General features: G+C 71.6%; 20 protein-coding genes. 12 read left to right on the plus strand and 8 right to left on the minus strand.

The features are described from left to right. The first annotated feature begins 36 nt into the window (after positions 1–36). Positions 37–411 carry a hypothetical protein gene (locus WMF20_RS23185; RefSeq protein WP_020736711.1) on the plus strand — a complete coding sequence of 125 codons (375 nt, stop codon included), beginning with the start codon at positions 37–39 and terminating at the stop codon, positions 409–411. Positions 412–878: 467 nt separating this feature from the next. Here WMF20_RS23185 and WMF20_RS23190 read toward each other — a convergent pair whose 3' ends face one another. Next, on the minus strand, positions 879–1472 hold the full coding sequence (locus tag WMF20_RS23190) for a hypothetical protein (RefSeq protein WP_437616793.1): 594 nt from the start codon (positions 1470–1472) through the stop codon (positions 879–881). Continuing rightward, positions 1472–1987: a hypothetical protein gene (locus WMF20_RS23195; protein WP_437616794.1), complete on the minus strand. Its 516-nt coding sequence runs from the start codon at positions 1985–1987 to the stop codon at positions 1472–1474. Before WMF20_RS23195 ends, WMF20_RS23190 begins: the two co-directional genes overlap by 1 nt. A gap of 121 nt (positions 1988–2108) precedes the next feature. Here WMF20_RS23195 and WMF20_RS23200 point away from each other — a divergent pair, with 121 nt between their 5' ends. Beyond that, the gene (locus WMF20_RS23200; RefSeq protein WP_437616795.1) at positions 2109–2510 is read left to right on the plus strand and encodes a PEGA domain-containing protein; all 402 of its coding nucleotides are present in this window, start codon (positions 2109–2111) and stop codon (positions 2508–2510) included. Positions 2511–2962: 452 nt separating this feature from the next. After that, positions 2963–3883 (plus strand): transposase, encoded by a 921-nt coding sequence (locus WMF20_RS23205; protein WP_437616796.1) that lies wholly within the window; start codon positions 2963–2965, stop codon positions 3881–3883. Positions 3884–4371: 488 nt separating this feature from the next. On the opposite strand, the gene sigJ is transcribed toward WMF20_RS23205, so the two are convergent. Both sigJ and WMF20_RS23215 read right to left on the minus strand, forming a co-directional pair. Further along, a complete protein-coding gene (gene sigJ, locus WMF20_RS23210) occupies positions 4372–5334 on the minus strand; it encodes an RNA polymerase sigma factor SigJ (RefSeq protein WP_437616797.1) in 963 nt (320 codons plus the stop codon). A 1-nt stretch (position 5335) separates the two neighbouring features. Continuing rightward, on the minus strand, positions 5336–5767 hold the full coding sequence (locus WMF20_RS23215; protein ID WP_437616798.1) for a carboxymuconolactone decarboxylase family protein: 432 nt from the start codon (positions 5765–5767) through the stop codon (positions 5336–5338). Between the two features lie 218 nt (positions 5768–5985). On the opposite strand from WMF20_RS23215, the gene WMF20_RS23220 reads away from it, so the two are divergent. Genes WMF20_RS23220 through WMF20_RS23240 form a run of 5 tightly spaced genes read left to right on the plus strand, consistent with a single transcriptional unit; the run spans position 5986 to position 13167 of the window. Beyond that, positions 5986–8379, plus strand: a complete 2394-nt coding sequence (locus WMF20_RS23220; protein ID WP_437616799.1) for a type VI secretion system Vgr family protein — start codon at positions 5986–5988, stop codon at positions 8377–8379. Positions 8380–8397: 18 nt separating this feature from the next. Then, complete coding sequence (locus WMF20_RS23225) at positions 8398–11040, plus strand: DUF2169 domain-containing protein (protein ID WP_437616800.1); 2643 nt, start codon at positions 8398–8400, stop codon at positions 11038–11040. Then, entirely contained in the window at positions 11027–12109 is a 1083-nt protein-coding gene (locus tag WMF20_RS23230) for a pentapeptide repeat-containing protein (RefSeq protein ID WP_437616801.1), read from the plus strand. The genes WMF20_RS23225 and WMF20_RS23230 overlap by 14 nt, the downstream gene beginning before the upstream one ends. Next, positions 12102–12752 (plus strand): DUF3540 domain-containing protein, encoded by a 651-nt coding sequence (locus WMF20_RS23235; RefSeq protein ID WP_129576395.1) that lies wholly within the window; start codon positions 12102–12104, stop codon positions 12750–12752. The genes WMF20_RS23230 and WMF20_RS23235 overlap by 8 nt, the downstream gene beginning before the upstream one ends. Before the next feature lie 13 nt (positions 12753–12765). Continuing rightward, positions 12766–13167 carry a DUF4150 domain-containing protein gene (locus WMF20_RS23240; RefSeq protein WP_437564079.1) on the plus strand — a complete coding sequence of 134 codons (402 nt, stop codon included), beginning with the start codon at positions 12766–12768 and terminating at the stop codon, positions 13165–13167. Positions 13168–13189: 22 nt separating this feature from the next. Here the strand turns inward: WMF20_RS23240 and WMF20_RS23245 are convergent, their stop codons facing one another. After that, positions 13190–13675 carry a hypothetical protein gene (locus tag WMF20_RS23245; protein ID WP_129576397.1) on the minus strand — a complete coding sequence of 162 codons (486 nt, stop codon included), beginning with the start codon at positions 13673–13675 and terminating at the stop codon, positions 13190–13192. Between the two features lie 110 nt (positions 13676–13785). Here WMF20_RS23245 and WMF20_RS23250 point away from each other — a divergent pair, with 110 nt between their 5' ends. Both WMF20_RS23250 and WMF20_RS23255 read left to right on the plus strand, forming a co-directional pair. Next, entirely contained in the window at positions 13786–15336 is a 1551-nt protein-coding gene (locus tag WMF20_RS23250; RefSeq protein ID WP_437616802.1) for an Hsp70 family protein, read from the plus strand. A gap of 217 nt (positions 15337–15553) precedes the next feature. Beyond that, positions 15554–15859: an acyl carrier protein gene (locus WMF20_RS23255; protein WP_437616803.1), complete on the plus strand. Its 306-nt coding sequence runs from the start codon at positions 15554–15556 to the stop codon at positions 15857–15859. A 47-nt stretch (positions 15860–15906) separates the two neighbouring features. Here the strand turns inward: WMF20_RS23255 and WMF20_RS23260 are convergent, their stop codons facing one another. The 3 genes from WMF20_RS23260 to WMF20_RS23270 form a co-directional block, all read right to left on the minus strand. Beyond that, a complete protein-coding gene (locus tag WMF20_RS23260) occupies positions 15907–16854 on the minus strand; it encodes an AEC family transporter (RefSeq protein ID WP_437616804.1) in 948 nt (315 codons plus the stop codon). A 384-nt stretch (positions 16855–17238) separates the two neighbouring features. Continuing rightward, on the minus strand, positions 17239–19227 hold the full coding sequence (tkt, locus tag WMF20_RS23265; RefSeq protein ID WP_437616805.1) for a transketolase: 1989 nt from the start codon (positions 19225–19227) through the stop codon (positions 17239–17241). A 433-nt stretch (positions 19228–19660) separates the two neighbouring features. Further along, positions 19661–21388: a hypothetical protein gene (locus WMF20_RS23270; RefSeq protein WP_437616806.1), complete on the minus strand. Its 1728-nt coding sequence runs from the start codon at positions 21386–21388 to the stop codon at positions 19661–19663. A gap of 537 nt (positions 21389–21925) precedes the next feature. Between WMF20_RS23270 and WMF20_RS23275 the strand changes: the two genes are divergently transcribed. Both WMF20_RS23275 and WMF20_RS23280 read left to right on the plus strand, forming a co-directional pair. Then, complete coding sequence (locus tag WMF20_RS23275) at positions 21926–22468, plus strand: hypothetical protein (protein WP_437616807.1); 543 nt, start codon at positions 21926–21928, stop codon at positions 22466–22468. Positions 22469–23103: 635 nt separating this feature from the next. Then, positions 23104–24090 (plus strand): response regulator, encoded by a 987-nt coding sequence (locus WMF20_RS23280; protein ID WP_437616808.1) that lies wholly within the window; start codon positions 23104–23106, stop codon positions 24088–24090. Positions 24091–24134: the final 44 nt, after the last annotated feature.

The following is a 24134-nucleotide window of genomic DNA, read 5'->3' on the forward strand; positions in this document are numbered from 1 at the left end:
ATGCGGGCGCGCGCGCCCAGGAGCGACGGAAGCACGATGATCGACACCAAAGTCCTCGAGGCGGCAGTCCACGACCTCCGCAACATCCTTCGCGACGGGCTGCTCGCCAGCGACATCTGGGAGCGCACGGCGGGCCTGTCGCTCGCCGGCTTCAACCAGCAGCCCGTGGCGGTGGCCCTCTTCACGCGCATCACCGAGGAGCTGGACAGCTCGCTGCGCGACTCGAATTTCCCGCCCCTCGGGCGGTATTACATGCTCGACATGGCGGGCAACCACACCGTGGTGGTGGTCAACCACGGCAAGCTGCTCCAGGGCATGCTGGTGGACAACAAGCGGGCGAACCTCGGGATCCTCATCTCCGTCGCGATCCCGCGGATGATCGAGACCATCGCGCAGGCGTACGAGCCCTGAGCTGCCGGGCCCGCTCGCTCGGGCTCCGAACGCACCACCAGAAATCCGGCGCCGCATCCGGGGACACGTCGCGAAGAGGGCTCGACGCGCGCAGCCGCTCGTGCGGCGCGAGCGCGTTGCGCGCCGCGCGCAGGCCTCGCCGCCAGTGCCGCAGGCCGCCCGTGACATCGAGCAGCCGCAGCATGTCCCGGCGGGGCGCGGGCCGTAGGTCTCGAACGAAGGCATCGGCGAGCTTGGCGTCGCTGTTCATGAAGACCTCACGGATGAGCACGTCATCGGTGAAGCACCGCGCCCAGGCCGGGGCGCCGCAGTCCGCTCGCGGCGTCGTCTTGAGGAAGTTCGCGCTCGCGCAGCGCCGCGTCCGGGGGTCATCGTGCGGGACCTCGTCGCGCAGGGTCGCCGTCTTCAGCTCGCGCGCTGCGGCTGGGTTCGCCGGACGTGATTCGGTCGCGTGAGGAGATCGCGCGTCAGGTGGTGCTCGCCCCGCGGGTCGTGCCGCCCGCGGCGCCCCGGCGCGGCGGGCCGAGCCACGCCGCGAGCGCGCGATCGATCGCGAGGAAGGTGAGCGCCGCCGCGGCTGCAACGAGGGCGAAGTACAGATCGTAGCGCGGGAACAGCGCCTCCCAGCCCGCCCAGACACGGCGGGAGAGGTTGACGTTCGTCTCGGCCGGCGTGAGCGCGCGCGTGAGCCCTATCAAGGCGAGCAGCGCCGCGGTGGCCTTGAGCCAGGCGCGGTGCGGGAGCCCCAACTCCCGCACCGCGAGGACGGCGAGGATCGGGCAGAGCACGTGCGGCAGGAACGTGGTCAGGATGAGCCCGCTGCCCGTCGCGATGTCGAGCAGCCAGATGGGCGTGCCGAAGGCGAGCCACAGCGCTGCGATCGCGGCGAGATCCGGCTTGGCGAGGAAGCAGCCGACCGCGAGCAGGAGCGGCGCGACGTTGCACATCCAGAGCAGGTCGTGCGGTGAGCCCCGCCGCACGTGGTTGCCGCCGTGGACGACGAACGCCATCACGGCGAGGCCGCCCATCACCCGGAGCCGCGACGAGGACGGCGCTGCCATCAGCGCCCTCCGTCGCCCCTCGTCGTCTGGCCGGTGACGTAGGCGGGTTCGAGCGCAAGGCGCCGCGCGCGGATCACCGAGGTCGTGGTGCGCGGGCCGCTGCCGCGGTCGAGGTTGTGGTACGCGCAGCCAGACATCAGCCACCCTTCGGGGAGCGCGCAGCGGGTGCAGCGCGTCTTGATGCGGTCGACCTCGACGTCGCGCACGGCCATGAGGGCGTGGAGGAACGCGGTCGTCACGAGGCCCTCGTCGATGCGGAGGCGCTCCTCGAGCGCAAGGGCGCGCCCCTCCAGGGACAGGGGGTCGAGAGACCACTCGACGCAGGAGGCCACGAGCTCGCGGAGGGCGACGTGTCCTCGGCAAAATTTGTCGAAATGTACCGCCTCATCAGAAAACGGGATACTGGCGTCCGCGGCGTGCTCGCGGGTCCTGCTGGGGTTCGCCGTCGACGCGCAGTCGACGTGCTCCGTCGGCTGTCGCGGGTTCCCCGTTCCGCGGATCGCCACGGTCGACATGGCGACCAGGGGTACCTGGGCCGGTCGCACAAGGCAACGTTCGGGCTCCAGGCGCTCGCGGCGCGTGCGCGATGGCGACGGGCCATTTCCTCGCGCGAGATTTCGTGTCTAGCCTCCGCGCATGCTCCGTGTTGCCGCTCTTCTCCTCGTCATCCCGCTCGCCGGCTGCGGCGGGGCACCGAAGCCCCCGCCGGAGCCTCCGCGGCCCGCGCCGATCGCCGCCCAGCCCGAGCCTGAGCCCGAGCCTCCGCTGGACGACGCGCCGATGCTCGACGTGGTCTCGGCGCAGCCGACCGAGATCCTGCTGGACGGTAAGCCCATCGGGACGACGCCGATCACGGGGCGCAAGGTCGCGCCGGGGACACACGAGGTGACGTTCGTGGACCCGGAGCGCGGCAACCGGACGATGATGGTGACGCTGGAGCCCGGCGACGCGAAGACAGTCCAGTCGGACCCGCCGCCCTCCATCCAGGAGAGCGGTGGCGGCGATGCCAAGAGCGACAAGCCGGGCGAGAGGAAATAGCGCGGGACCCGGGACCGGACCCGCGCGGGACCCGACCCGGGTTGGGCGCTCCGCTCCGAGCCGGTTGGCGCTCCGACCCGGGTTGGCGCTCCGACCCGGGTTGACCTCGCGTCGGCCACTTGACCCGGGTTGGCCACGACCACCGGCGGTCCGCCCCGGGTTGACCTCGCGTTGTGGCGCTCCGCCCCGGGTCGGCCACTTGACCCGGGTTGGCCACGACCACCCAACCCAGGTTGGCAACGCCCGCCCAATTGTCGACGCGATCCAGGTTGGCGACGCCTAGCGCGTGCAGATTGCGAAACACGACGCAGCGCGGATAGGCATGGTGCCGCGCTTCAGCCCAGGGTGGCGGAAAGCGGCGGAATCCGCGGCCGCCACCCACCGCGCGATGGTAACCCCTTGAAATGATTCACAGCGACTCACGGCACCGCGCTTGCCTCTGCACTCCGACCATGAGCCAGCCTCGCGAGATCGCTGCCGGCGCAACCTACCTGGTCACCCGTCGCATCCTACGCCGTCATTTCCTGTTGCGCCCCGATGCGGCCATCAACCAGCTCTTGGTCTACGCCCTCGCAGTCTCAACCCGCCGCTACGGCGTCGAGGTTCACGCTCTTTGCGCAATGTCGACGCATCTGCACCTCGTGGTGACCGATGTACAGGGCGTACTGCCGCGCTTCTTGCAGTATTTTCACCGCCTCGTCGCTCTGGGGACGAAGGTGCTGCGCAAGTGGGAAGGTCCCGTATGGGACCACGAGGCCACGAGCGTGGTACGGCTGATGACGCCGGCGGCGGTGGTGGAAAAGATTGCTTACGTGCTCGCGAACCCAGTGGCCGCTGGTCTGGTCCGGCATGCGACGGAATGGCCGGGTGTCAAGGTGCATGTGGGTGAGCTCGGCTGTGGCGTGCTGCGCGCGACACGTCCCTCGGTGTATCTCGATCCGGCGAACCCGCAGTGGGTCGAGGAAGCGACGCTCCCGCTGGCGCTGCCGCCGGACATTGCGCCGGAGGATGCGGAGAGCCTTCGCCGTCAAGTCGCAGCTGAGCTCGAGCGCCAAGAAGAGCTGGCGCATGCGGACGTGGAGCGGAGAGGGCTCCGCTTCTTGGGCGCCGAGCAAGTCACCAAGAACTCCCCCTATGAGCGAGCCACAAGCTCCGAGGACCTGCGCGGGCGCAATCCAACGTTCGCCGTCGGCCGTGACCAGGGCGACGCCTGGCGAACCGCTGCTGCCGCCGTACGTGCGTTTCGCGCGTCGTACCGTACTGCGCTCGAACGATGGCGTGCTGGCGTGCGCAGCGTTTTATTCCCGGTGGGCACATGGTGGATGCGTACATTTCACGGCGCCTGCGTCAATGACGCGGTGCTCACGGGATAGCACCGCACGCGGAGCGAGAGAGCGAGACGGGTAGGAGGGGGACACCTCTCCGCACGGTCCTGGGAAACTGCGGGTGGCGGGGGCGGAGCGGGTGGCGGGTCCGCGATGCAGCATTCCGCGAATGGCTTCGCATGCGTCACGCCGCACCGAGCGCGCATGGCGCAGAGCCAAGCCGCCGAGTCTCTGCTTGACCGACCGCGACTGTTCCGTCGCCGGTCGAAGCACCCGGATTGATGGCTCAACCTGGGTCGATCGCGCCGGCGCCGGGAGTTTCGCCCGCGGGGTAACCCCGGTCGGGTGACGCGCACCAAGCTGGGTCGGGGCCGGATGATGGTCAACCTGGGTCGGGTGAGGGTCAACCTGGGTCGGGTGAGGGTCAACCTGGGTCGGGTGGGGTGCGGGTCAACCCGGGTCCGCGGGTTGGTCCGCGGGTTAACCCGGTGAGGCGGGTCAACCCAGGTCAGGTGACGCCCGGCGCGCCTCCGCCGTCACCCCGCGACCGCACCTCCGCCCCGCGCGACGCCTCCGCCCTCGCCCCGCACGACGCCTCCGCCCTCGCCCCGCGCGACGCCTCCGCCCTCGCCCAGGCGGGCCAGCTTGTCAGGATTGCGCACGATGTAGACGTTCGTCGCCGCGCCTTGCTCGTCGTAGGCGAACGACACGCAGGCCACGGCCGCGTCGTCCTTCCACAGGACGACGCCCCGGCCCCCGTTGATGTCCGTCGCCTCCCACGTGTAGTCGCCCCAGTACGCGTGGAGGGCGCGGCCGACGAACTCGAGCACCTCGGCCTTGCCCCGCAGGACCTCGCGCACGGTCGGCACCTTGCCCCCCCCGTCGGCGCAGAGCTCGACCTCGTCCGAGAGCAGCGCCGACAGCTGCTCCGTGCCGCCGCTCGCCACGGCCGCCTGGAAGGCGGCGAGCAGCTGCTCCTGCCGGTCCAGCGGGGTGGTGTGCCGCACCTTCGATTGCGCCACGTTCGCGCGCGCCCGCGACACCAGCTTGCGGCACGTGGTCTCCTGGAGACCGAGCGTCGCCGCGATCTCGGGATAGGACACGTCGAAGACCTCGTGGAGCAGGTACGCCGCCCGCTCCTTCGGGGTGAGGCGCTCGAGCACCAGCAGGAACGCCGTCTGGAGCGACGCCGCGAGCGACAGCCGCTCGCCGGGCTCGCCCTCGGTCGACGCGTGGATCGGCTCTGGCAGCCAGGCCCCCACGTAGTCGACACGCGCGTTTCGGGCGGCCCGCAGGAGATCGATGCACCGGCGCGTGCACAGGGTCGTGAGCCACGAGGCCGGGTTCTCGATCGCGCTCCTGTCGGCGCTCCGCCATTTCAGGTACGTGTCCTGCACCGCGTCCTCGGCCTCCGCGCGCGAGCCGAGGATGCGGTAAGCGAGGCCGAGGAGCATGGGCCTCGTGGCCTCGAACGCCGAGACGTCGTCCTCGTGCGCCATCTCAGTGCCTCGACACCTGGATGCGGTTCCACAGGTTGATCATGGCGACGGCGGAGGTCAGGACGCCGATCTCCTGCTCCGAGAAGTGCTCCCGCAGCCGCGTGCGCAAGGCCGCATAGTCGGTCCGCCGGTCGAGGACGGTCAGCGCTTCGGTCCAGGCGAGCGCGGCCCGCTCGCGCTCGCTGAAATCGCTGACGTGCTCCCACACGATCACCCGGTCCAGCCGCTCGTTCGTCTCGCCGTCCTGGCGCGCCTCCCGCGTGTGCATCTTCACGCAGAAGGCGCACTGGTTGACCTGCGACGCGCGCAGCTGCACGAGGTGGATGATCTTCCTGTCGAAGCCGTGCCTGCCCATCGCCTGGTGCACGCCGGCCAGCGCCTGCAGCACGTCCGGGATCTCCTGCTCATATTTCACAGCGGTTCTGTCGCTCACAGTGGCTCTCCTTGTCCTGGGCCCGCAAGCCCCTCCACCTGACGACGATCCAACCCCCCCGCCTGTGACGCCTGGCCGACGCCCGCGGTCATTCAGCAAATTTTGCTTTAACAGAACCAGCAAGCTTTGTGCCACATGGCGCGTCCTCTTCCGAGAACGATCCGGTCGGTGGTAGGTTCCGAGGCTCGGCGCCCTTCGCCGCGCGCCGCACACCGGGCATGAAAGACCTCATCTCCATCTCCTCGAGCGTGCTCCCCTCGTCCGCGCGCGTCGTCGGCTTCCGCGGCGTCGAGGCGATCTCGACCCCCTACGAGATCGAGATCTTCCTCGCCCTCCAGGACGCCGAGGGCGAGGGCTTCGACCTCGGCGACGCGATCGGCGGCAAGGCGGCGCTCGTCATCGATCGCGCGACGGATCTGCTCCCCCCCTTCGTGTTCGCCGGGCTCTTCGCCAGCGTGGAGCTGCTCCACGAGCTCGACGGCCGCGCGCTCGTCCGCGCCCTCCTCGTCCCGGAGATCTGGCAGCTCGGCCTCTCCAGGCACAGCCGCGTCTTCACCAAGATGACGCTGCCCGACGTCATCAAGGCGGTCCTCGAGGACAACGGGCTCAGCACGAATGAGTTCGAGCTCAGGCTCGGCAAGTACGAGGTCGAGGAGCACATCACGCAATACCGCGAGAGCGACCTCGACTTCCTCTCGCGGTGGATGGAGCGCGAAGGCATCTACTACTACTTCGAGCACCGCCCCGAAGGCGAGAAGCTCATCGTCTGCGACGGCAAGTCGTACCCGGACGACCCGGTCGGCCAGCCGGTCCGCTACCACCCGCGGATCGGCCACGACCACAGCGCGGGGGCGTCGTTCCGCAGCTTCACCTGCAGGCACAAGACCCTCCCGGCCAAGATCAAGCTCAAGGACTACGACTACGCCCGACCCAACCTCGACGTCGCCGGCGCCGCGAGCGTCGCGCCGAACGGGGTCGGCGAGGTGAGCCTCTACGGCGAGCGCTTCTTCACGCCGGCCGCCGGCGCTCGCCTCGCCAGGATCCGCGCCGAGGAGATGCTCGCGCGGCAGGTGCTCTCCCACGCCTCGGGCACCCGGACGCACCTGCGGCCGGGAACCACGTTCGAGCTCGAAGACCACCCGCGCGCCACGCTCAACGGCAAGCACCTCACCGTCGAGGCGCACCACCACGGCAACCAGGCCATGGGCGACCCGCTCTTCAAGGAGCTCGTCGACCTCGCGCACGACGAGGTCTACTTCGTCGAGATCGTCGCCATCCCGGCCAGCACGCAGCTCCGGCCCCAGAGCCGCACGCCCTGGCCACGCATCTACGGCTACGAGAACGGCGTCGTCGACGGCGAGGCGGACACCGAGTACGCGCAGATCGACGACCAGGGCCGCTACAAGGTCAAGTTCAACTTCGACGAGAGCAACCTGAAGGGCGGCAAGGCCTCCACGCTCGTGCGGATGATGCAGCCCCACGGCGGCGGCATCGAGGGCTTCCACTTCCCGCTGCGCAAGGGGACCGAGGTGGTGCTCAGCTTCCTCGGCGGCGACCCCGACCGCCCCGTCATCTCGGGCGTCGTGCCCAACGCGCTCACGCCGAGCCCGGTCACCAGCGGAAACCACACGAAGAACGTCATCCAGACCGGAGGCCGCAACCGGATCGAGCTCGAGGACATGGCCGGCCAGCAGCGCGTCACCATGTCGACGCCCTACTCGAACACGTACCTGCGCATGGGCTCGCCGAACGAGGGCCACGAGCTCATCGCCAAGACCGACGACAACGCGCTCCTCGACTCCGGCAAGACCTTCGATCTCAACGTGGGTCTGCGCGGCGGCGGCTCCTGGAACATCACCGTCAAGGACAACTGGATCACCCACGTCCAGAGCGGGATCCACGAGCTCTACGTCGAGTCCGGCTCCTCGTACACCGAGGTCAAGGGCGACACGTGGCTCCACGTGACGAGCGGCAACCTCTTCACCGACGTCGACACGGGCACCCTGCAGACCACCGTCCAGGGCGACACCACGACGACGGTCAAGGCCGGCAGCTACAAGGTCCTCGTGACCGGCGGCGACATCAAGGTGCAGACCGACGAGGGCATGGAGCTCAAGAGCGCCGGGCCGGCCGTCTTCCAGAGCGAGGCGTCGACCGTCGACGTGCTCGCCCACGGGGCGATGAACATCATCGCCGAGGGGCCGCTCACGACGCGGGGCGCGACCGAGACGGTCAACATCCTCGGCGCGTCGTTCAAGAACGTGAACGCCGACAAGACCGAGTTCACCCACGGCATCACCAAGGTCATCAACATCTCGGGCGACCTCAAGCTCAGCCTCGCCGCCTCGGCGAGCATCACCCTCGCCGCGCAGCTCGACCTCAAGGCGGGGCTCTTCATCAGCGGGGCCTTCTCGGGGAACTTCTCGTACACGAACGGCTGGAAGGCCGAGATCAACAAGGTCACCGATCTCCGGAAGGCAGCGATGAACATCCAGAAGGCCGACGTCGGCTTCATGTTCAGCGCGGGCACCACCTTCATGGTGCAGACGCCGACGATCGTCCTCATGAGCAACGCGCTCCTGTCCCGGTCCGCGATCCAGCTCATCAACTGACCCCCGGAGGCTCTCCCCGTGCGCACCCTCAAGCCCGCAGGCCTCCTGCCGATGGTCCGGGTCCAGGCGATCGGCCTCCCCGGCCGGGGCTGCCTGTCGGTGACCGCCGCCTTCCAGCTCGGCGACGGCGGCCCCAGCCTGCTCAACGACGCCGACCTCGCCAGGACGTTCGCCGAGGAAGGGTCGAGCACGTTCGACCCGGGCCTGCCCAAGGTCAGCGGCGAGGTGCTCGTCGAGGGCTACGCCTTCTCGCCCGAGCCGGTGATCGCCCGGCAGGTCCGGGTCGCGCTCGGCCCGATCGACAAGCGCCTCTACGTGATCGGCGACCGCGTCTGGCAGACCACCGGCCCGTCGGAGCCGGTCCCCTTCCGGAAGGTGCGGATCTCCTGGGCGAACGCGTTCGGCGGCGAGGGCGACCCGCGCAACCCCGCCGGCAAGGGGGCGAGGCCCGTGGCCGCGGGCGGCCAGGCGATCCACCCGCTGCCCAACGTCGAGTGGCCCGGGAAGCTCGTCACGTCGCCCGGCGACGCGCCGCCGCCGGCCGGCTTCGGGCCCGTCGACCTCACCTGGGAGCCCCGGATCGGGCGCGCCGGCACGTACGGCCAGCGCTGGCTGAAGACGCGCTACCCCGAGCTCCCGGACGACTTCGACCCGCGCTTCTTCAGCATGGCGCCCGAGGACCAGTGGCTGCCCGGGTACTTCCGCGGCGACGAGGCGTTCGTCGTCGAGCACATGCACCCGGACCAGCCGCGGCTCGAGGGGTCGCTCCCCGGCCTGGCCGCGCGCGCGTTCGTCAGGACGCGGTCCGACGACCGGCTCGCCGACGTCCCGATGCACTGCGACACGGTCTGGCTGTTCCCGCACGTCGAGCGCGTCGCCCTGGTGTGGCGCGGCGTGTTCCCGGCCGCGACCGACGACGAGCTCGAGGTGACCGAGGTCCTCGTCGGCCTCGACCGGATCGGGCGCCCCGCCCCGCGCGAGCGCTACGAGGAGGTGCGGGAGAAGCGGCTCGACAAGCAGCGCGGGCCGCTCCACGCGCTGCGCGACCGCGACCTCTTGCCCGAGGGGCTCGCGGTGCTCAAGCCGAGCAGCGGCAAGGACGTGGCGCTCCTGCTCGAGCGCGAGGGGTCGCTCGAGGCGAACCTCGAGCGGCGGATCAAGCTCGAGCTCGAGCGCGCCCGGGAGCAGGTGCGCGCGCTCGGGGTCGACCCCGACGCCTCGCTCCCCGAGGAGCCCCCGCTGGACGAGGCGATGGAGACCGGCGATCTCGCGGAGCTCATGGACGAGGTCGACCGGCGCACCGCCGCGATCCTGAAGGAGGCCGAGGCGCGGCGCGCGCAGGCGATGGACGAGCTCCGCGAGCAGTGCCGCGCCGCGGGGGTCGACGCGGACGCGGCGCTGGAGAGCGCGCGCCGGCGGTCGCTCGGGCCGCCGAAGTGGAGCGCCGAGCAGGAGCTCGCGACGCTCCGCGGCCTCCGGGAGCTGTCCGAGCGGACCGGGGTCGAGATGCCCGAGGAGGTGCACCGCAAGCTCGAGGACCCCGATCTCGCGGCGAAGCTCGCCGCCATCGAGGAGCAGCTCAAGGAGGCGTACCGGCAGTCGGTGCACCAGAACGAGCCGATGCCGCCGCTCGACGCCGAGGACGCGCGGCGCGCGCGCGAGGAGGTCGAGGCGGCGCTCCGGCGCGGCGAGAGCCTGGCCGGCCGCGATCTCTCCGGGATCGACCTGTCGGGGCTCGATTTCACGAGGGCCGATCTCTCCGAGGCGTTCCTCGAGTCGGCGCGCGTCGAGGCGTGCTGCTTCGACCGCGCGCGCCTCGACCGGGCGGTGCTCGCCCACGCGCGGGCGCGGGGCGCGCGGTTCAGGGGGGCGTCGCTCGCCGGCGCGAACCTCGGCGGCGCCGACCTCGCGGGGGCCGACTTCGCGGGCGCGGATCTCGGCCGGGCGGTGCTCGCGCGGGCGGCGCTGTCGGGCGCCGGGTTCGAGGGCGCCACGCTCGACGGGGCCGACCTCGGCGAGGCGCTCCTCGACGGGGCCGGCCTGCGCGGCTGCCGGGCCGAGCAGCTCCTCTTCTCGAAGGTCTCCCTGGCCGGCGCGGACCTCTCGGGCGCGACGCTCGTGAAGTGCGACTTCTTCGAGGTCGACTGCAGCCGGGCCGACTTCACCGGAGCGCGGCTCGACGCGTCGGCGTTCGTCGACGCGCAGGGCGACGGGGCCATCTTCCGCGGGGCGAGCCTCGTCAACCTGCGGGTCGTCAAGGCCGAGCGGGGGTCGAGCTTCGCGCGGGCCGACTTCCGCGACGCCGATCTGACGACCGCGAACCTGCGCGGCGCGAACCTCGCGGGCGCGCGCTTCGCCGGCGCCCTCCTGAGCGCCGCCGACCTCAGCGAGACCGTTCTGACCGGCGCGGAGCTCGCGGGGGTGCGCGCGGTGGGGGCGCGCTTCGAGCGGGCGAGCCTGACGGGCGCGGACGCGCGGGGCGCGGACCTGCGCGACGCGCTGCTCGGCCGGGCCGACGTGTCCGGCGCGAGCTTCGAGCAGGCGAGCCTCTTCCGCGCGGACGGCGCGAGGATGGTCGGGGACGCGCGCACGAGCTTCCGCGACGCGAACGTGAAGCACCTCCGCTACGTGCAGGAACGGGGCGACGATGGACAAAGCTGAGCTCGAGCGGCGCGTCCGCGAGGGGGAGCTGTTCGACGGCGAGGATCTCGGCGGGCTCGACCTGTCCGGGGCCGATCTCCGGGGCGCGTGCTTCGCGAACACCTCGTTCCGGAGCGCGAACCTCGCGGGCGCGACCCTGCGCGAGGCGACGCTGACCGCGTGCGACTTCGCGAACGCGGCGCTCGAGGGGGCGAAGCTGCGCCACACCGTCGCGCTGCGGAGCCGGTTCACGATGGCGAGGCTCGACCGCGCCGACCTGGGCGCGGCGACCTGGTCCGACTGCGACCTCACGGCGGCGTCGCTCGCCGGCGCGGAGCTCGTGCTCGCGACGCTCACGAAGGCGTGCCTCGACGAGGCGACGCTCGCGCAGGCCGACCTCGAGCGCGCCTCGCTCCTCGAATGCACCCTGAAGGGCGCGGATCTCTCGGGCGCGAACCTCCGGCGGGCGGCGCTCTTCCGCGCCGATCTCGCGAGCGCCCGCCTCGCCGGGGCGCGCCTTCAGGCCGCGGTGCTCACCGAGGCGAACCTCGCCGGCCACGCGTTCGCGGGGGCCGACCTTTCCATGGCTCAGCTCATCGACGCGAACGTCGAGGGGTGCGATTTCGAGCGGGCGCGGCTCGTCCAGACGAACTTCAAGGGCGCGAACCTGAGGCGCGCCCGGATGGCCGGCGCCGAGGCGACGAACGCCCAGTTCGTCAAGGCGCGGCTCGACGGGGCCGATCTGCGCGCGGCGCGCCTGTTCCAGGCGCTCTTCGTGGAGGCGAGCGCGGCCGGGGCGCGCTTCGACGAGTGCGACCTCGCGCAGAGCATCTGGCACCGGGCGCAGTGCGCCGGCGCGGTGTTCCGGGGCAGCGATCTCACGTACGCCGATTTCTCGAACGCGATCCTGGACGGGGCGGATCTCTCGGGCGCGACGATGCTCCGGGCGCGCCTGCACCGGGTGAAGGACGCCGGCGCGATCTACCCCCTCCTGCGGGCCGGCGCGCTCGGCGACGACGCCGATCTCGCCGAGGCCGAGCTGTGGTGGGAGCGGCACAAGACGGTCTGGAAAGGAGACAGCGATGCATAGCGCGGCGCCCAAGCTGGAGGCGCGGGCGGTCTACCAGGAGTTCGGGGAGGTGATCTCGGCGGGCCCGGACGGCGTCCGCGTCCGCACGGCCCTGGCCGAGCTCGCGGCGCGGCGGGCCGTGGGCTGCCTGGTCGAGCCGCAGGCGGGCGATCGCGTGCTCGTCGCGACCGAGGAGGGCGGAGAGAGCTTCGTGCTGTCGGTCCTGGAGCGGCCCGCGCCGGCGCCCACGGTGCTCACGGCCGACGGGGATCTCGTCCTCCGGTCCCGCCGCGGCAAGGTCGGGATCGCCGCCCAGGAGGGGGTCGACCTCGCCTCGGGCGCCGCGGTGCGCGTGACGTCCTCCGCGCTCGAGATCGCCGCCCTGAGCGGGCGCGTCACGCTCGAGCGGATCGAGGTCTTCGGCGCCGCGGTGAAGGCGGAGCTCGGCAAGGTGAAGCTCGTCGCGTCGACCTTCGACGCGGTGCTCGACCGGCTCAGCCAGCGCGCCAAGCGCGTCTACCGCGCGGTCGAGGAGATCGACCAGGTCCGCGCGCGGCAGCTCGACTACGCGGCCGAGGGCAACGCGCAGATCCGCGGCGAGAACGCGCTCGTGACCGCGACCGACGTGGTCAAGATCAGCGCGGAGCAGGTCCACCTGAACTGAAGGAGGAGCGGCGATGTTTGTGAACACGCAGATGGGCGGCATGTCCATGGGTTTCCCGGACGTCTGCCTGACGCCGGCGCCGCCGGCGCCTGCGCCCGTGCCGGTGCCGTACCCGAACGTCGGCGTCGGTCCGATGGGCGTGTCGGCGGTCTACACGGTCCTGACGATGGGCGCGCCGACGCACAACCTCGGGACCACGATCCCGCTGTCGAACGGCGACAACGCGGGCGTCGCGACGGGCGTGGCCTCGGGGACGGTGATGGGGCCGGTCCGGCACGTGACCGGCTCGTTCTCGGTGCTGATCGGGGGCATGCCCGTCACCAAGCTGACGAGCGTGTCGCTCCAGAACAACACGAACTGCCCCGGCATGCGGATCGTCCCGAGCCAGCCGACGGTGCTGAGCCTCGGGCCCTGATCCGGCGCGCGGCGCCGCGCGATCAGGCGGCGATCACGACCGCCCGGGGCTTCGTCGGGTGCACCTTCACCGGCACGACGCGCCCGGGGGTCAGCATCATGAGCTCGGTGTGGGCGATCCATTCGATCGTGACCACGTAAGGCTCCCCGTCGCGCGGCAGGACGCGGAGGCGCAGCCGGCTGACAGGGTTGCCGTTGTACTGCTTCTTCGTGAAGTCGCGGCGCAGGACCTCCGCCTGGGCGGGGACGCCGTGGCGCATCACCCAGCGGTTCAGGAGCGAGCGCCGCAGATCGAGCGCGCCCGGGATCCCGAACAGGAGCCCCATCGGGATCAGGATCAGCTCGATGGTCAGGCGCGGCGTCTTGCCGGGGAGATAGAAGAAAAGGAGCTGGATCAGGCCCACCGCGAGCAGGACGACGCCGATCGAGGTGCTGATCACGCCGCCGAGGAGCTGCGACTGCTTGCCCTGATCCGGCGGCGTCGGGAGGTTCAGGCCGGAGGGGTCCACGCGGGCAGTGTACTGGAAAAGCGCTTCCCCGACATTCCCGCGGGCCGCGTGCAGCGATCTGCACCGCGGGAGGCCGAGTGTGGCAGCATGCGGGCCGGAGGAGACCCGCCTTGCGACTCGGGATCGATTTTGGGACCACGCGGACCGTGGTCGCGTGCTGCGACCGGGGGAACTACCCCGTCATCAGCTTCCAGGACACGGCGGGGGACCCCGTGGATTTCTACCCCTCCGTGGCGGCCGAGCGACGGGGGGAGCTCCGGTTCGGCTTCGACGCCCTCGCGGTCGCCTCGGACCCGGAGTGGACCGTGCTCCGCTCGTTCAAGCGCGTGCTCTCGGGCCCGCGCGCGTCGCCCGACTTCGAGGTCGAGATCGGCGGGACGAAGCTCCGGGTGCTCGATCTCCTCACCCTGTTCCTGCGGTCGCTCCGCGACGCGGTGCTGCACCGGTCGAACCGGCCCAAGAAGAAGGACGACGACGGGCGCCTCATCTGCGTCGTGGCGACCCCGGCGAACGCGCACGGGACGCAGCGCTTCGTGACGCTCGACGCCTTCCGCCGCGCCGGCTTCGAGGTCATCGCGCTCCTGAACGAGCCCTCGGCCGCCGGCTTCGAGTACACGCACCGCTACCGCAGCACCATCACGTCGAAGCGCGAGCACATCGTCGTGTACGACCTCGGGGGCGGCACGTTCGACGCCTCCCTGGTCCACATGACCGGGCGGAGCCACGACGCCGTGGCGACCGCGGGGCTGAACCACCTCGGCGGCGACGACTTCGACGCCGCGCTGAGCGAGATGGCGCTCGCCGCGGCCAAGATCGAGCGCGAGGCGCTGCCGGCGCGCGCGCTCGCGGCGCTCGCGGACCAGTGCCGCGAGGCGAAGGAGCGGCTCAACCCGAACTCCCGGCGGATCGTGATCGACCTGGAGGCGTGCCTCGGCGACCTCGCGCCCGCCCACGAGGTGACGATCTCGGCCTCCGACTTCTACGACCGGTGCGTGCCGCTCGTGGAGGCGACGATCACCGCGATGGATCCGGTGATCGCGCGCCTCGACGCCAGCGCGGGAGAGGCGCTCGCCGACATCGCGGGGATCTACGTCGTCGGCGGCGCGAGCTCGCTGCCCATCGTCGCGCGGACGCTGCGCGAGCGCTTCGGGCGCCGCGTCCATCGCTCCCCCTACCCCTCGGCGGCGATCGCGATGGGGCTCGCCATCGCCGTCGACGAGGACGCGGGCTTCGAGCTGTCCGACCGGCTGTCGCGCCACTTCGGGGTGTTCCGGGAGAGCAGCGGCGGGGAGGAGGTGGTGTTCGACCCGATCTTCGACCGGGAGGCGCGCGTCCCGTCGAGCCACGAGGCGCCGGTGGTCTCGCGGCGCGTGTACCGGGCGGCGCACAACGTCGGCCGCTACCGGTTCGTCGAGTGCGCCGCGCTCGACCGGCTCGGCGTGCCCCACGGCGACATCACGGCGTTCAACGAGGTCGTGTTCCCCTTCGACCGGCGGCTCCGCGAGCGCGCCGCCGAGCTCGGCGCGGTGCCCGTGCAGCGCATGAGCGACGAGGGGCCGCTGATCGAGGAGCAGTACGCGATCACCTCGCACGGCATCGTCGAGGTGACGATCACCGACGTCGAGGCGGGCTACCAGCGCGTCTATCAAGTCGGCGCGTGAGCGCGCCGGCCGCGGGCCCGGATGCCTCCGCGCCGCTCCCGGCCGCGCGCGCCGCGCCCTCGCTGGACGGCAGCGTCGCGGACGCAGTCGCGCCGCGCGCGGCCGGGCGCGGCCGGCGGAGGCAGCCCGCGCTTGCGGCATCCTTCAGCCCGACCATACTCCGCGCTGTTTCCGGCGAGCGTGGCTTGCTGCGCTTGTCCTGCTGGGGGGCAGGATCATGCACAATCCCGAGACCGCGGCGCGGCGCGCCGAGGCCCGCGTGCGCGCGATCGTCGCGCGGCTGGTGAGGGCGGAGCACCCCGAGGCCTTGCCGGCCCATGCCGATCTGTTCATGACGATGGGCATCAGCCTGCCCGCGGCGCTGGTGCTGCTCGTCTCCCTCGAGGACGAGCTCGGCGTCTCGATCCCGGACGGCGCCTTCATCGAGGCCCGCACGGTGAACGCGCTCGTCGCGCTCGTGGCGGGCTTGATGGCTCCGCGCTGGCGGGGCGGCGCCTCGCGGGCGACGCGCCCCGGGCGATGATCGCCAGGTGAAGCGGCCTCGCCCGCGCCCCTCCGGCGTCGCGCGCGTCACGCGAGGAGCCGGCGCAGCGCCTCGACCACGGCCGGCAGGGTCGCCAGCGCCCCGAGCGTCGTCACGACCGCGGTGGCCGCGGCGAACTCGCCGTCGCAGCCGTACCGCGCCGCGACGATCACGGACACCATGGAGGTCGGCATGGCCGACTGCAGCACCGCCACCTCGGACACCGGCCGCCGGAGGCCGAGCGCGACCGCGGCGCCGAGCGCGACCGCGGGGGCGACGAGCAGCTTCACCGCGGCGACGGCGACGAGCGGCCGCACGCGGCCGCGCAGCGAGCGCAGGTCGAGGCTCAGGCCGAGCGCGAGGAACACGAGCGTCGGGGTCGCGCTCCCGAGCGCGTCGAGCGCGCGCTCCACCCACGTCGGCAAGGGGATCGGCAGCGCGTAGAGCGCGAGCCCGGCGGCGATCGACAGCACGTTGGGGTGCAGGATCACCCGGAGCGAGCTCCGCGCGTCCACGTCGCCGCCCGCGCCCATGCGCGCGGCGAGCGCGACGCCGAAGGTCCAGAGCATCAGCGTCGTGACGATGCTGTCGACGAGGATCGCCGTCCCCGCCGCGTCGCCCGCCCGCCCGTAGAGGGCGAGCACGACGGGCACGCCGAGGAACCCGGTGTTGGAGAAGCTGCCGACGAGGCCCGCGGCGCCCTGCGCGGCGCGCGGGAGCCCGAGGGCGCGCGCGACCGCGATGCCCGCCAGGGCGCACGCGAAGAGCGCGATCGCCGAGGCGGCGACGGCGCCCCACGCGCCGTGGCCGATGCCGGAGCGGCGCAGCACGGAGACGATCAGCGCCGGCGTGGTCACGTCGATGACGAGCCGGTTCAGCGCGGCCGCGTCCGCCTGGCCGCCGCGGCCGAGCGCGCGCAGCAGCACACCGACCCCGAGCACCGCGAAGAGGGCCAGGAGCTGCGAGATCAGGTCGCCCGACGGCACGGGCGGCATGTAGCTCCGCGGCGCGCGGCGTCCAGCGCTCTCGTCGCCAGCGCTCTCGTCGATCGAGCGGCCCGCGTCACGGCGCGCGCCCTCCCGGCCTCCCGGCGGTCGACCGGGGCACAGCGCCGCCGTCGGCCGCGGCAGGGCAGCTCTCCGCGGTCTCGCCGCTGCAGCACTCGGCCTGGTTGGCGCCGAACATCGGGCAGCGGCCGTTCACGCACGCGGCGTGGCCATGGATATAGGCGAGCGGTGAAGCGCAGAGCCGGCAGCGCACCGCGGCGGACTATAGCCGGCCGGCGCCCGCCGGAACAGCGGAGGAAAGGGCGCCAAGGACGCCGGGGGCGCTCTGCTCCCCGACGTCCTCGGCGTCTTGACGGGCGGCTCTTCCGAGCCTCAGGGCACGAGGTCCTGCACCGCCTGCACGACGGCCTGCGGGTTCATGCCCAGCCGGTCCATCACGATGTCGCCGGGGGCGCTCGTGCCGTAGCGGTCGATGCCGAGGGCGAGCCCCTTGGAGCCCACCCACTGGTGCCAGCCGAAGGTGACGCCGGCCTCGATGGACACGCGCCGGGTGCACGCCGCGGGCAGCACGGCCTCGCGGTAGCCGCGGTCCTGGCGCGCGAACCGCTCGACGCACGGCATGGAGACGACGCGGACGCCGGGGCCGATCCGCTTGGCGGCCTCGACCGCGTGCTGCACCTCGCTGCCCGTCGCGATGATGATCGTCTCGAGCGCCGCCGTCTCCTTGACGAGGACGTAGGCGCCGCGCCGGACGCCCTCGCGCTTCAGGGCGGCGTCGCCCGGCAGCATCGGGACGGCCTGCCGCGTGAGCGCGAGGACCGTCGGCCCGTCAGTGCGCTCCAGCGCGGCGATCCAGGCGCCGGCCGTCTCCTCGGCGTCCGCCGGCCGGATGACGTCGAGATCGACGATGGCGCGCAGCCCGGCGACGGTCTCGACGGGCTGGTGCGTCGGCCCGTCCTCGCCCACGCCCACCGAGTCGTGCGTGAAGATGTAGATGACCGGCAGGTGCGACAGCGCGGCCAGGCGGATGCTCGGCCGCAGGTAGTCCGCGAACACGAGGAACGTGGCGCCGCTCGGGCGCAGGCCGCCGTGGTAGGCGATGCCGTTCAGGATCGCCCCCATGCCGTGCTCGCGGATGCCCGCGCGGATGTTCCGGCCGCCGGGGTGCTCCGGATCGAAGTCGGTGCTCGACGCGATGTAGTTGAACGTCGAGCCGTAGAGATCCGCGCTCGACCCGATGAGCGCGGGCACCGCCTCGGCGACGGCCTGCAGCACGGTCTCGCCGGCCTTGCGCGTGGCGACCTTGGTGCCGGCGGCGAAGGCGGGGACGCGCGCGTCGAGATCGGCGGGCACCTTCCCCGAGGTGCCCTCGTCGAGCTTCTGCGCGAGCTCCGGGTTCTTCGCGCGCCAGGCCTGGAAGATCGACTCCCACGCCGCGCGCACCTTGCCGAGCTCTTCCTTGCGCTTCGCGAAGAACTGCTTGACCTCCTCGCTCACGTAGAAGTGCTCCGGCGGCAGCCCCAGGTTCTTGCGCGCCTGGTCCACGAACTTGGCGCCGCCCTCGCCGTGCGCCTTCTGCGTGCCGGCGACCTCGGGGATCCCCTTGCCGATCAGGGTGTGGGCCACGACGAACTTCGGCTTGCCGCTCTTCGACGCCCGCGCCTGGCTGAGCACCCGGTGGACGCCCTGCAGATCGTTGCCGTGCTCGATGTGGAGCACCTCGAAGCCGTAGGCCTCGAAGCGCTTGGCCGTGTCCTCGCTCTGGGTCTTGACGGCCATCGCGTCGAGGGTGACGTCGTTGGCGTCGTAGATGAGGATCAGGTTGTCGAGCTTGAAGTGCCCCGCGAAGGCGGCCGCCTCGGCGGCCACGCCCTCCTGGAGGCAGCCGTCGCCCGCGAGGCACCAGACGGTGTGATCGAAGATCGTGTGCTCCTGGGTGTTGTAGCGGGCGGCCATCATCTTGGCGGCCACCGCGTGCCCCACCGCGTTGCCCACGCCCTGACCGAGCGGGCCCGTCGTCGCCTCGACGCCCTCGGTGTAGTGGTACTCCGGGTGGCCGGGCGTCTTCGACTCCCACTGCCGGAAGCGGCGGATGTCGTCGATGGACACCGGGTAGCCCGAGAGGTGCAGCCAGGCGTACAGGAACATGCTGCCGTGGCCGGCGGACAGGATGAAGCGGTCGCGGTTCAGCCAGTGCGGTTCGCTCGGGTCGTGACGGAGGAGGTCGCCATAGAGAGCGGCCCCGATCTCGGCGGCCCCGAGCGGCAGGCCGAGATGACCGGAGGAGCAGGCGTGGACGGCGTCCATGGCGAGGCCGCGGGCCATCGTGCACGCGGCGGCGAGCTTGGCGAAATCAGGCATGGGGCGCACTCTAACCCACTTCGTCAAGAAGCGCGCCCTTTCGCGCACCCTGCCCTCCCTCCCCCGGCCGAGCGGCGTCTGGTCTGCCTGGAGGGCTCCTCGGCGCGCGCTCGGAGTCCACGCTTTCTCGGGATGCGCGGGGGTCGCGGATCGCCAGCTTGGTCAGGCTGAAAGTGTGCAGCGGAGGGGTTCAGCGCGCTCCCGTGCTGCGGGCGCGACCCGACCCAGGTTGCCCGACCCGACCCAGGTTGCCCGACCCGACCCAGGTTGCCCGACCCGACCCAGGTTGCCCGACCCGACCCAGGTTGCCCGACCCGACCCAGGTTGGCAGGACGGCGCGGGGTGGGATGGCGCGGCGAGCGCCGGCTCAGGCGTCGTGGGAGCTCGCGGACACCAGGATCCGTCACCCCTGACGCAAGCGCGATCGCGTACGTCAGGGAGCTAGGACCGTCACAAAGCCGTCTCTGCCTGCGGCGGTGAGCGGGCCGGCGCCGAAGTCGACTGTACCCGTGAAGTCGCCGACGAGCACGAGTCGGTCGTCGTGATAGGTCGTCAGGCCTCGAATCGTGGCCGGCGTGCCCGTGAACGTGCGGCGCCAGAGCTCCGCGCCGGAAGCATCGAGCTTGACGATCGACCCTCCTCCCAGGACGATGACGTTCCCGGCGGAGTCCGCGAACACGGCGTCGCTCGGTGCCTCTCGGTGCCAGATGTAGTCGCCGAGCGGGCTCATCTTCACCACGAAGTGCGTCCCGGCGGGGATTGGTCCACCGCCCAGATCCAGATTTCCCAGGCTGCGGCCCACGATCAGGAGATTGTCCTCGGGATCGACGGCGATATCCTTTGCCTCGCCACCGTCGTCCCAGGCGTCCGGTCCGGACACGACCTTTCGCCAGAGCACGGTGCCCGCAGGGGCCCGCTTCTCGACGCGGAAGGCGGAGTCGCAGGGACATGTCCCCGCGCCCGACGAGTGCGCCACGGCCACCAGGACGTTGCCGGCGCTGTCCATGGCGACGCCGCCTGGAGAGCCGTTGAACGTCCGATGGGTGAACCCCCACATGTACTCGCCCGCCGCGTTGAGCGTCAAGAAGCTCATGCCGTCATCCACGGAGCTCGGGTAGGCAAGCAGTGCAGCGGAGTTGCCCGCGGCATCGACTGCGATGTCTCGTAGGTTGATCGAGAACGCGCCGGTCGGGACGGTGTACCCGCGGCTCCAGAGGTGGTTCCCGTCCGGATCGAGCTTGACCAAGAAGACGGCGCTCGAGGAGAAATCATAGTACCAGGGGAGCGGTCCGCCGCCGAAGTCGACGGGCGGCGGACCGTCGGAGAAGGCGCCGCCATAGCTCCCGCCGAGGAGGATGTTGCCGCTCGCGTCGAGCGCGATTTTGGTTCCTGATTCCCCGTAATCGCTGCTGCCGAACCGCCTGCTCCATATCGCATGGCCTGCCGGGTCGAGCTTGAGCAAGAACACGTCGTTGGCTCCTGCGCTCACGAGCGGCCCCGCGCCGAAATCGACCGTCCCCTCGAACCAGCCCGTCAGATAGAGATTGCCGGCGGCGTCGGTTGCGACGGCGTACGCGGCGTCGCTGCCAGCGCCGCCCAGACCGGCGGACCACAGCGGCGCAGGCGAGCATTGCCCGATGCCATCGCAGTCCTCGTCGGCGTTCGTGGCACAGTCTTCGGCTGATGGCGTGACCTCGCCGGTGCACGAGCCATAGCCAGAGCCGTCTGGCAGGCAGGTTTGGACGCCGGCGGTGCAGAGCCCTACCCCTTGCGTCCCCGGGCCCCCCGAGTAGCAGCTCTGCTGTGACCCCGGCATGCAAACAGCTGTGCCGCCGCCGCCGCCGCCGGTCGCCGGCTCTCCTCCTCCGCCGCCGCCACCGGTCGCCGGCTCTCCTCCGCCGCCGCCGCCGGTCGCCGGCTCTCCTCCGCCGCCGCCGCCGCCGGTCGCCGGCTCTCCTCCGCCGCCGCCGATGCCGCCCTGGCCGCCGCCGCCCGTTGCCGGCTCTCCTCCGCCGCCGCCCTGGCCGCCGCCGCCCGTTGCCGGCTCTCCTCCGCCGCCCTGGCCGCCGCCCACTTCGATCGTGCAGCCGATCGCCAGCATCATTCCCAGCATCGCGGCCCCGCTGAGCCCGTGCCACACCCCGGTGCCTTCGTATCCCATGCGCTCCATCTTTCGCTGATTGGCAACAGATATCCCGAGCGCTACCCCGCTCCTGGACGCGGGGCGGAGCTCAGGCGACGAGGTGCTAGATGCCGCGACGCGCGCGCGCATTCACCCCGGAGAACAGTACGGCCCGAGGATCCGGCGCGCGCTTCTGCCGATACCGACGAGCGCTCCAGAAGCCGCACGAACGTCGCGGATGGCTCCTGGTCGCAGCGCCGTCAGCTCGCGCCCCCAACCTGGGTCGCCGGGTGCCCCCGGCCTCAAGCTGCGCCGGGTGCCCCCGGCCTCAAGCTGCGCCGGGTGCCCCCCGGCCTCAACCTGGGGCGGCTGCTCAGGCAGGCCGGCGAGCGTCGCCGGCATGCCGCGGCGGGGCGCCCCAACCTGGGTCGGGGTCGGCTCACCCCAACCTGGGTCGGCTCACCCCAACCTGGGTCGGCTCACCCCAACCTGGGTCGGGTCGGCTCCAGCAAGATCTTCGGCGCACATCGTGGGCAGGCGTCCTATGCTCCTTGTGCCCGAAGCATCCAGACTTGCATGTCCGAACAAAAATCCGCTCGGCCCACCCCCTCCGACGGTCTGCCCGAATGCACCTCCTCGGCGCGGCGCTCCACCTGGCTCGGCGCGTCCTGGGGGCTGGCGCTCGCGCTCGGCGGGGTTGCCTGTGCGGATCAGCAGGTCGTCATCGGCGTGTTCGCGCCGGAGCGGCCGCGGTTCACGGCGCCGCAGAAGGTCGCCACGCTCAACGACGACACCGCCAGGGACGAAGACCCGACGCTGACGGGCGATCTGCTCGAGATCCACTTCATGTCCGAGCGCGGCACGAGCCAGGATATCTGGATCTCGCGCCGGGCGGACCAGGACTCGCCCTGGGAGACGCCGACCCTCGATCTCGCGGAGAACCTCGACACCGAGGACAACGACGACACGCCGGCCATCTCGAACGACGGGCTCAGGATGTGGTTCTTTCGCGGCAGCGCGGAACGAGCGGGCATCTGGATGTCCGAGCGCGCAAGCCGGGACGCCTCGGAGCGCTCCGGCGGCACCGACATCTACAAAGCACGCCGCATCGCACCATGAACGGACGCCGGCACTCAACCCCAGTCCGGTTTCACCTCACCCCATTTCCGCCACAGCGAAAGACCCAGAAGCGTTCGAAGAGAACCAGACCGAGCGGGCCCCACGAGCATGGCACTCGACCAATTCTCTATCCCTCTCGTACCCATGCTATCGTTCGCGGTCGGCCACGGGACGCGCCGATGCGGCGATCCCCTGATTCGTCGAGGCCCACCCGCTCCTCGATCGGCTCATGGGGTCGAGCGCTCTCGCACCCACCTGGACCCACGCCATCGATCAGCCGATCTTTGCGGCGGCCACACGCGCGACGGCAATGAGGCCGCGCTGGGCGTCCGAACCGCCTCGGCACGGACCACGCCGAGGTCAGCCGGCAGCAGCGCACCGACGCGTGACCGACGTGGGCGTGCGTGCATGATAGGACGCCCGGTGTGACTCAGCCTACCCCCTCTCCTCTACCGCCTACAAAAGACGTGTTAACGCCGGCCATCCCATGGTACGAACGTTACGATGCCAGAGGGACGCCTTCCGTGACAGAGATGCCAGCTCACCGCGCGTGCGCCTGCTCGCTCGCCGCCCGGCGGGACGCGCCGGCCAAGCCCAGGAGGCGCCTTCGGGCCCCCTGAGACTGGCAGACACCTATGCAAGCGCAAGAATCTCGGCCCACCGGGCTCGTCCTCATCGTGGACGACAGCGCGGACAACCTCAACGTGCTGTCGGACGCGCTCATCTCCGATGGGCTGGAGGTCGCCGTGGCGTGCGACGGCGAGGAGGCGATCGAGCTGGCCGCCCTGACTCAGCCGGATCTCATCTTGCTCGACGCGCTGATGCCCGGCCTCAGCGGGTTCGAGACGTGCCAGCGGATCAAGGCCGACCCGGCGACGCGGAGCATCCCCGTCATCTTCATGACGGCGCTCGCCGAAGCGAAGTTCAGGATCCAGGGCTTCCGCGTGGGCGCCGTGGACTACGTGACCAAGCCGTTCGAGAAGACCGAGCTCCTCGCGCGGGTGCACACGCAGATCTCCCTCCGGCGCGCGGCGCGGGCCATCGAGGAGCAGAATCGGAGGCTCTCGGAGGAGATCCGGGAGCGCGTCAGGGCCGAGGAGGCGCTGGCGGACGCCGTGCGAACGCTGCGCGACACGAACGCTCGGCTCTCCGACCAGCTGCTCCAGAGCGAGCGCGCCGAAGCGGCGAGGGCCGCGCTGCAAGATCAGATCATCGCGGCCCAGCGGGAGCGGCTCCTCGAGCTCTCCGCCCCGCTCATCCCGATCATCGATGGCATCCTCGTGATGCCCCTCGTCGGCACGGTCGACGTCGAGCGCGCCAGGCAAGCGGTCGAGACCGCGCTGCACGGCGCGAGCGAGCGCGGGGCGGACCACCTCATCATTGACATCACCGGCGTCAGATCGGTAGATGAGACGGTCGCGCGCATGCTCGTGCAGGCGGCGACGGCGCTGTCGCTGCTCGGCACGCGAACGGTCGTCACCGGCATCCGCGCCGAGGCGGCGCAGACGCTCGTGCGGCTCGACCTGCACCTCGATCACGTCGTGACGAAGGCCACCCTGCAGTCGGGCGTGGAGCACGCGCTGCGGACGCGCGGCCGTCGCCGGCGCGAGGGCGAGCTCTGACGTCCGGATGAATCGTCGTTCCCCGGCATCTCCGCCGGACCCGA

It is taken from the genome of Sorangium sp. So ce834 (assembly GCF_051521425.1).
GTDB classification, from domain to species: domain Bacteria; phylum Myxococcota_A; class Polyangia; order Polyangiales; family Polyangiaceae; genus Sorangium; species Sorangium cellulosum_D.

Excerpts from the sequence above, each read along its gene's own strand:
- WMF20_RS23185 (WP_020736711.1), top strand. The coding sequence starts at position 37 with ATGATCGACACCAAAGTCCTCGAGGCGGCAGTCCACGACCTCCGCAAC.
- WMF20_RS23190 (WP_437616793.1), bottom strand. The coding sequence starts at position 1,472 with ATGGCAGCGCCGTCCTCGTCGCGGCTCCGGGTGATGGGCGGCCTCGCC.
- WMF20_RS23195 (WP_437616794.1), bottom strand. The coding sequence starts at position 1,987 with ATGTCGACCGTGGCGATCCGCGGAACGGGGAACCCGCGACAGCCGACG.
- WMF20_RS23200 (WP_437616795.1), top strand. The coding sequence starts at position 2,109 with ATGCTCCGTGTTGCCGCTCTTCTCCTCGTCATCCCGCTCGCCGGCTGC.
- WMF20_RS23205 (WP_437616796.1), top strand. The coding sequence starts at position 2,963 with ATGAGCCAGCCTCGCGAGATCGCTGCCGGCGCAACCTACCTGGTCACC.
- sigJ (WP_437616797.1), bottom strand. The coding sequence starts at position 5,334 with ATGGCGCACGAGGACGACGTCTCGGCGTTCGAGGCCACGAGGCCCATG.
- WMF20_RS23220 (WP_437616799.1), top strand. The coding sequence starts at position 5,986 with ATGAAAGACCTCATCTCCATCTCCTCGAGCGTGCTCCCCTCGTCCGCG.
- WMF20_RS23230 (WP_437616801.1), top strand. The coding sequence starts at position 11,027 with ATGGACAAAGCTGAGCTCGAGCGGCGCGTCCGCGAGGGGGAGCTGTTC.
- WMF20_RS23235 (WP_129576395.1), top strand. The coding sequence starts at position 12,102 with ATGCATAGCGCGGCGCCCAAGCTGGAGGCGCGGGCGGTCTACCAGGAG.
- WMF20_RS23240 (WP_437564079.1), top strand. The coding sequence starts at position 12,766 with ATGTTTGTGAACACGCAGATGGGCGGCATGTCCATGGGTTTCCCGGAC.
- WMF20_RS23255 (WP_437616803.1), top strand. The coding sequence starts at position 15,554 with ATGCACAATCCCGAGACCGCGGCGCGGCGCGCCGAGGCCCGCGTGCGC.
- WMF20_RS23260 (WP_437616804.1), bottom strand. The coding sequence starts at position 16,854 with ATGCCGCCCGTGCCGTCGGGCGACCTGATCTCGCAGCTCCTGGCCCTC.
- tkt (WP_437616805.1), bottom strand. The coding sequence starts at position 19,227 with ATGCCTGATTTCGCCAAGCTCGCCGCCGCGTGCACGATGGCCCGCGGC.
- WMF20_RS23270 (WP_437616806.1), bottom strand. The coding sequence starts at position 21,388 with ATGGGATACGAAGGCACCGGGGTGTGGCACGGGCTCAGCGGGGCCGCG.
- WMF20_RS23275 (WP_437616807.1), top strand. The coding sequence starts at position 21,926 with ATGTCCGAACAAAAATCCGCTCGGCCCACCCCCTCCGACGGTCTGCCC.
- WMF20_RS23280 (WP_437616808.1), top strand. The coding sequence starts at position 23,104 with ATGCAAGCGCAAGAATCTCGGCCCACCGGGCTCGTCCTCATCGTGGAC.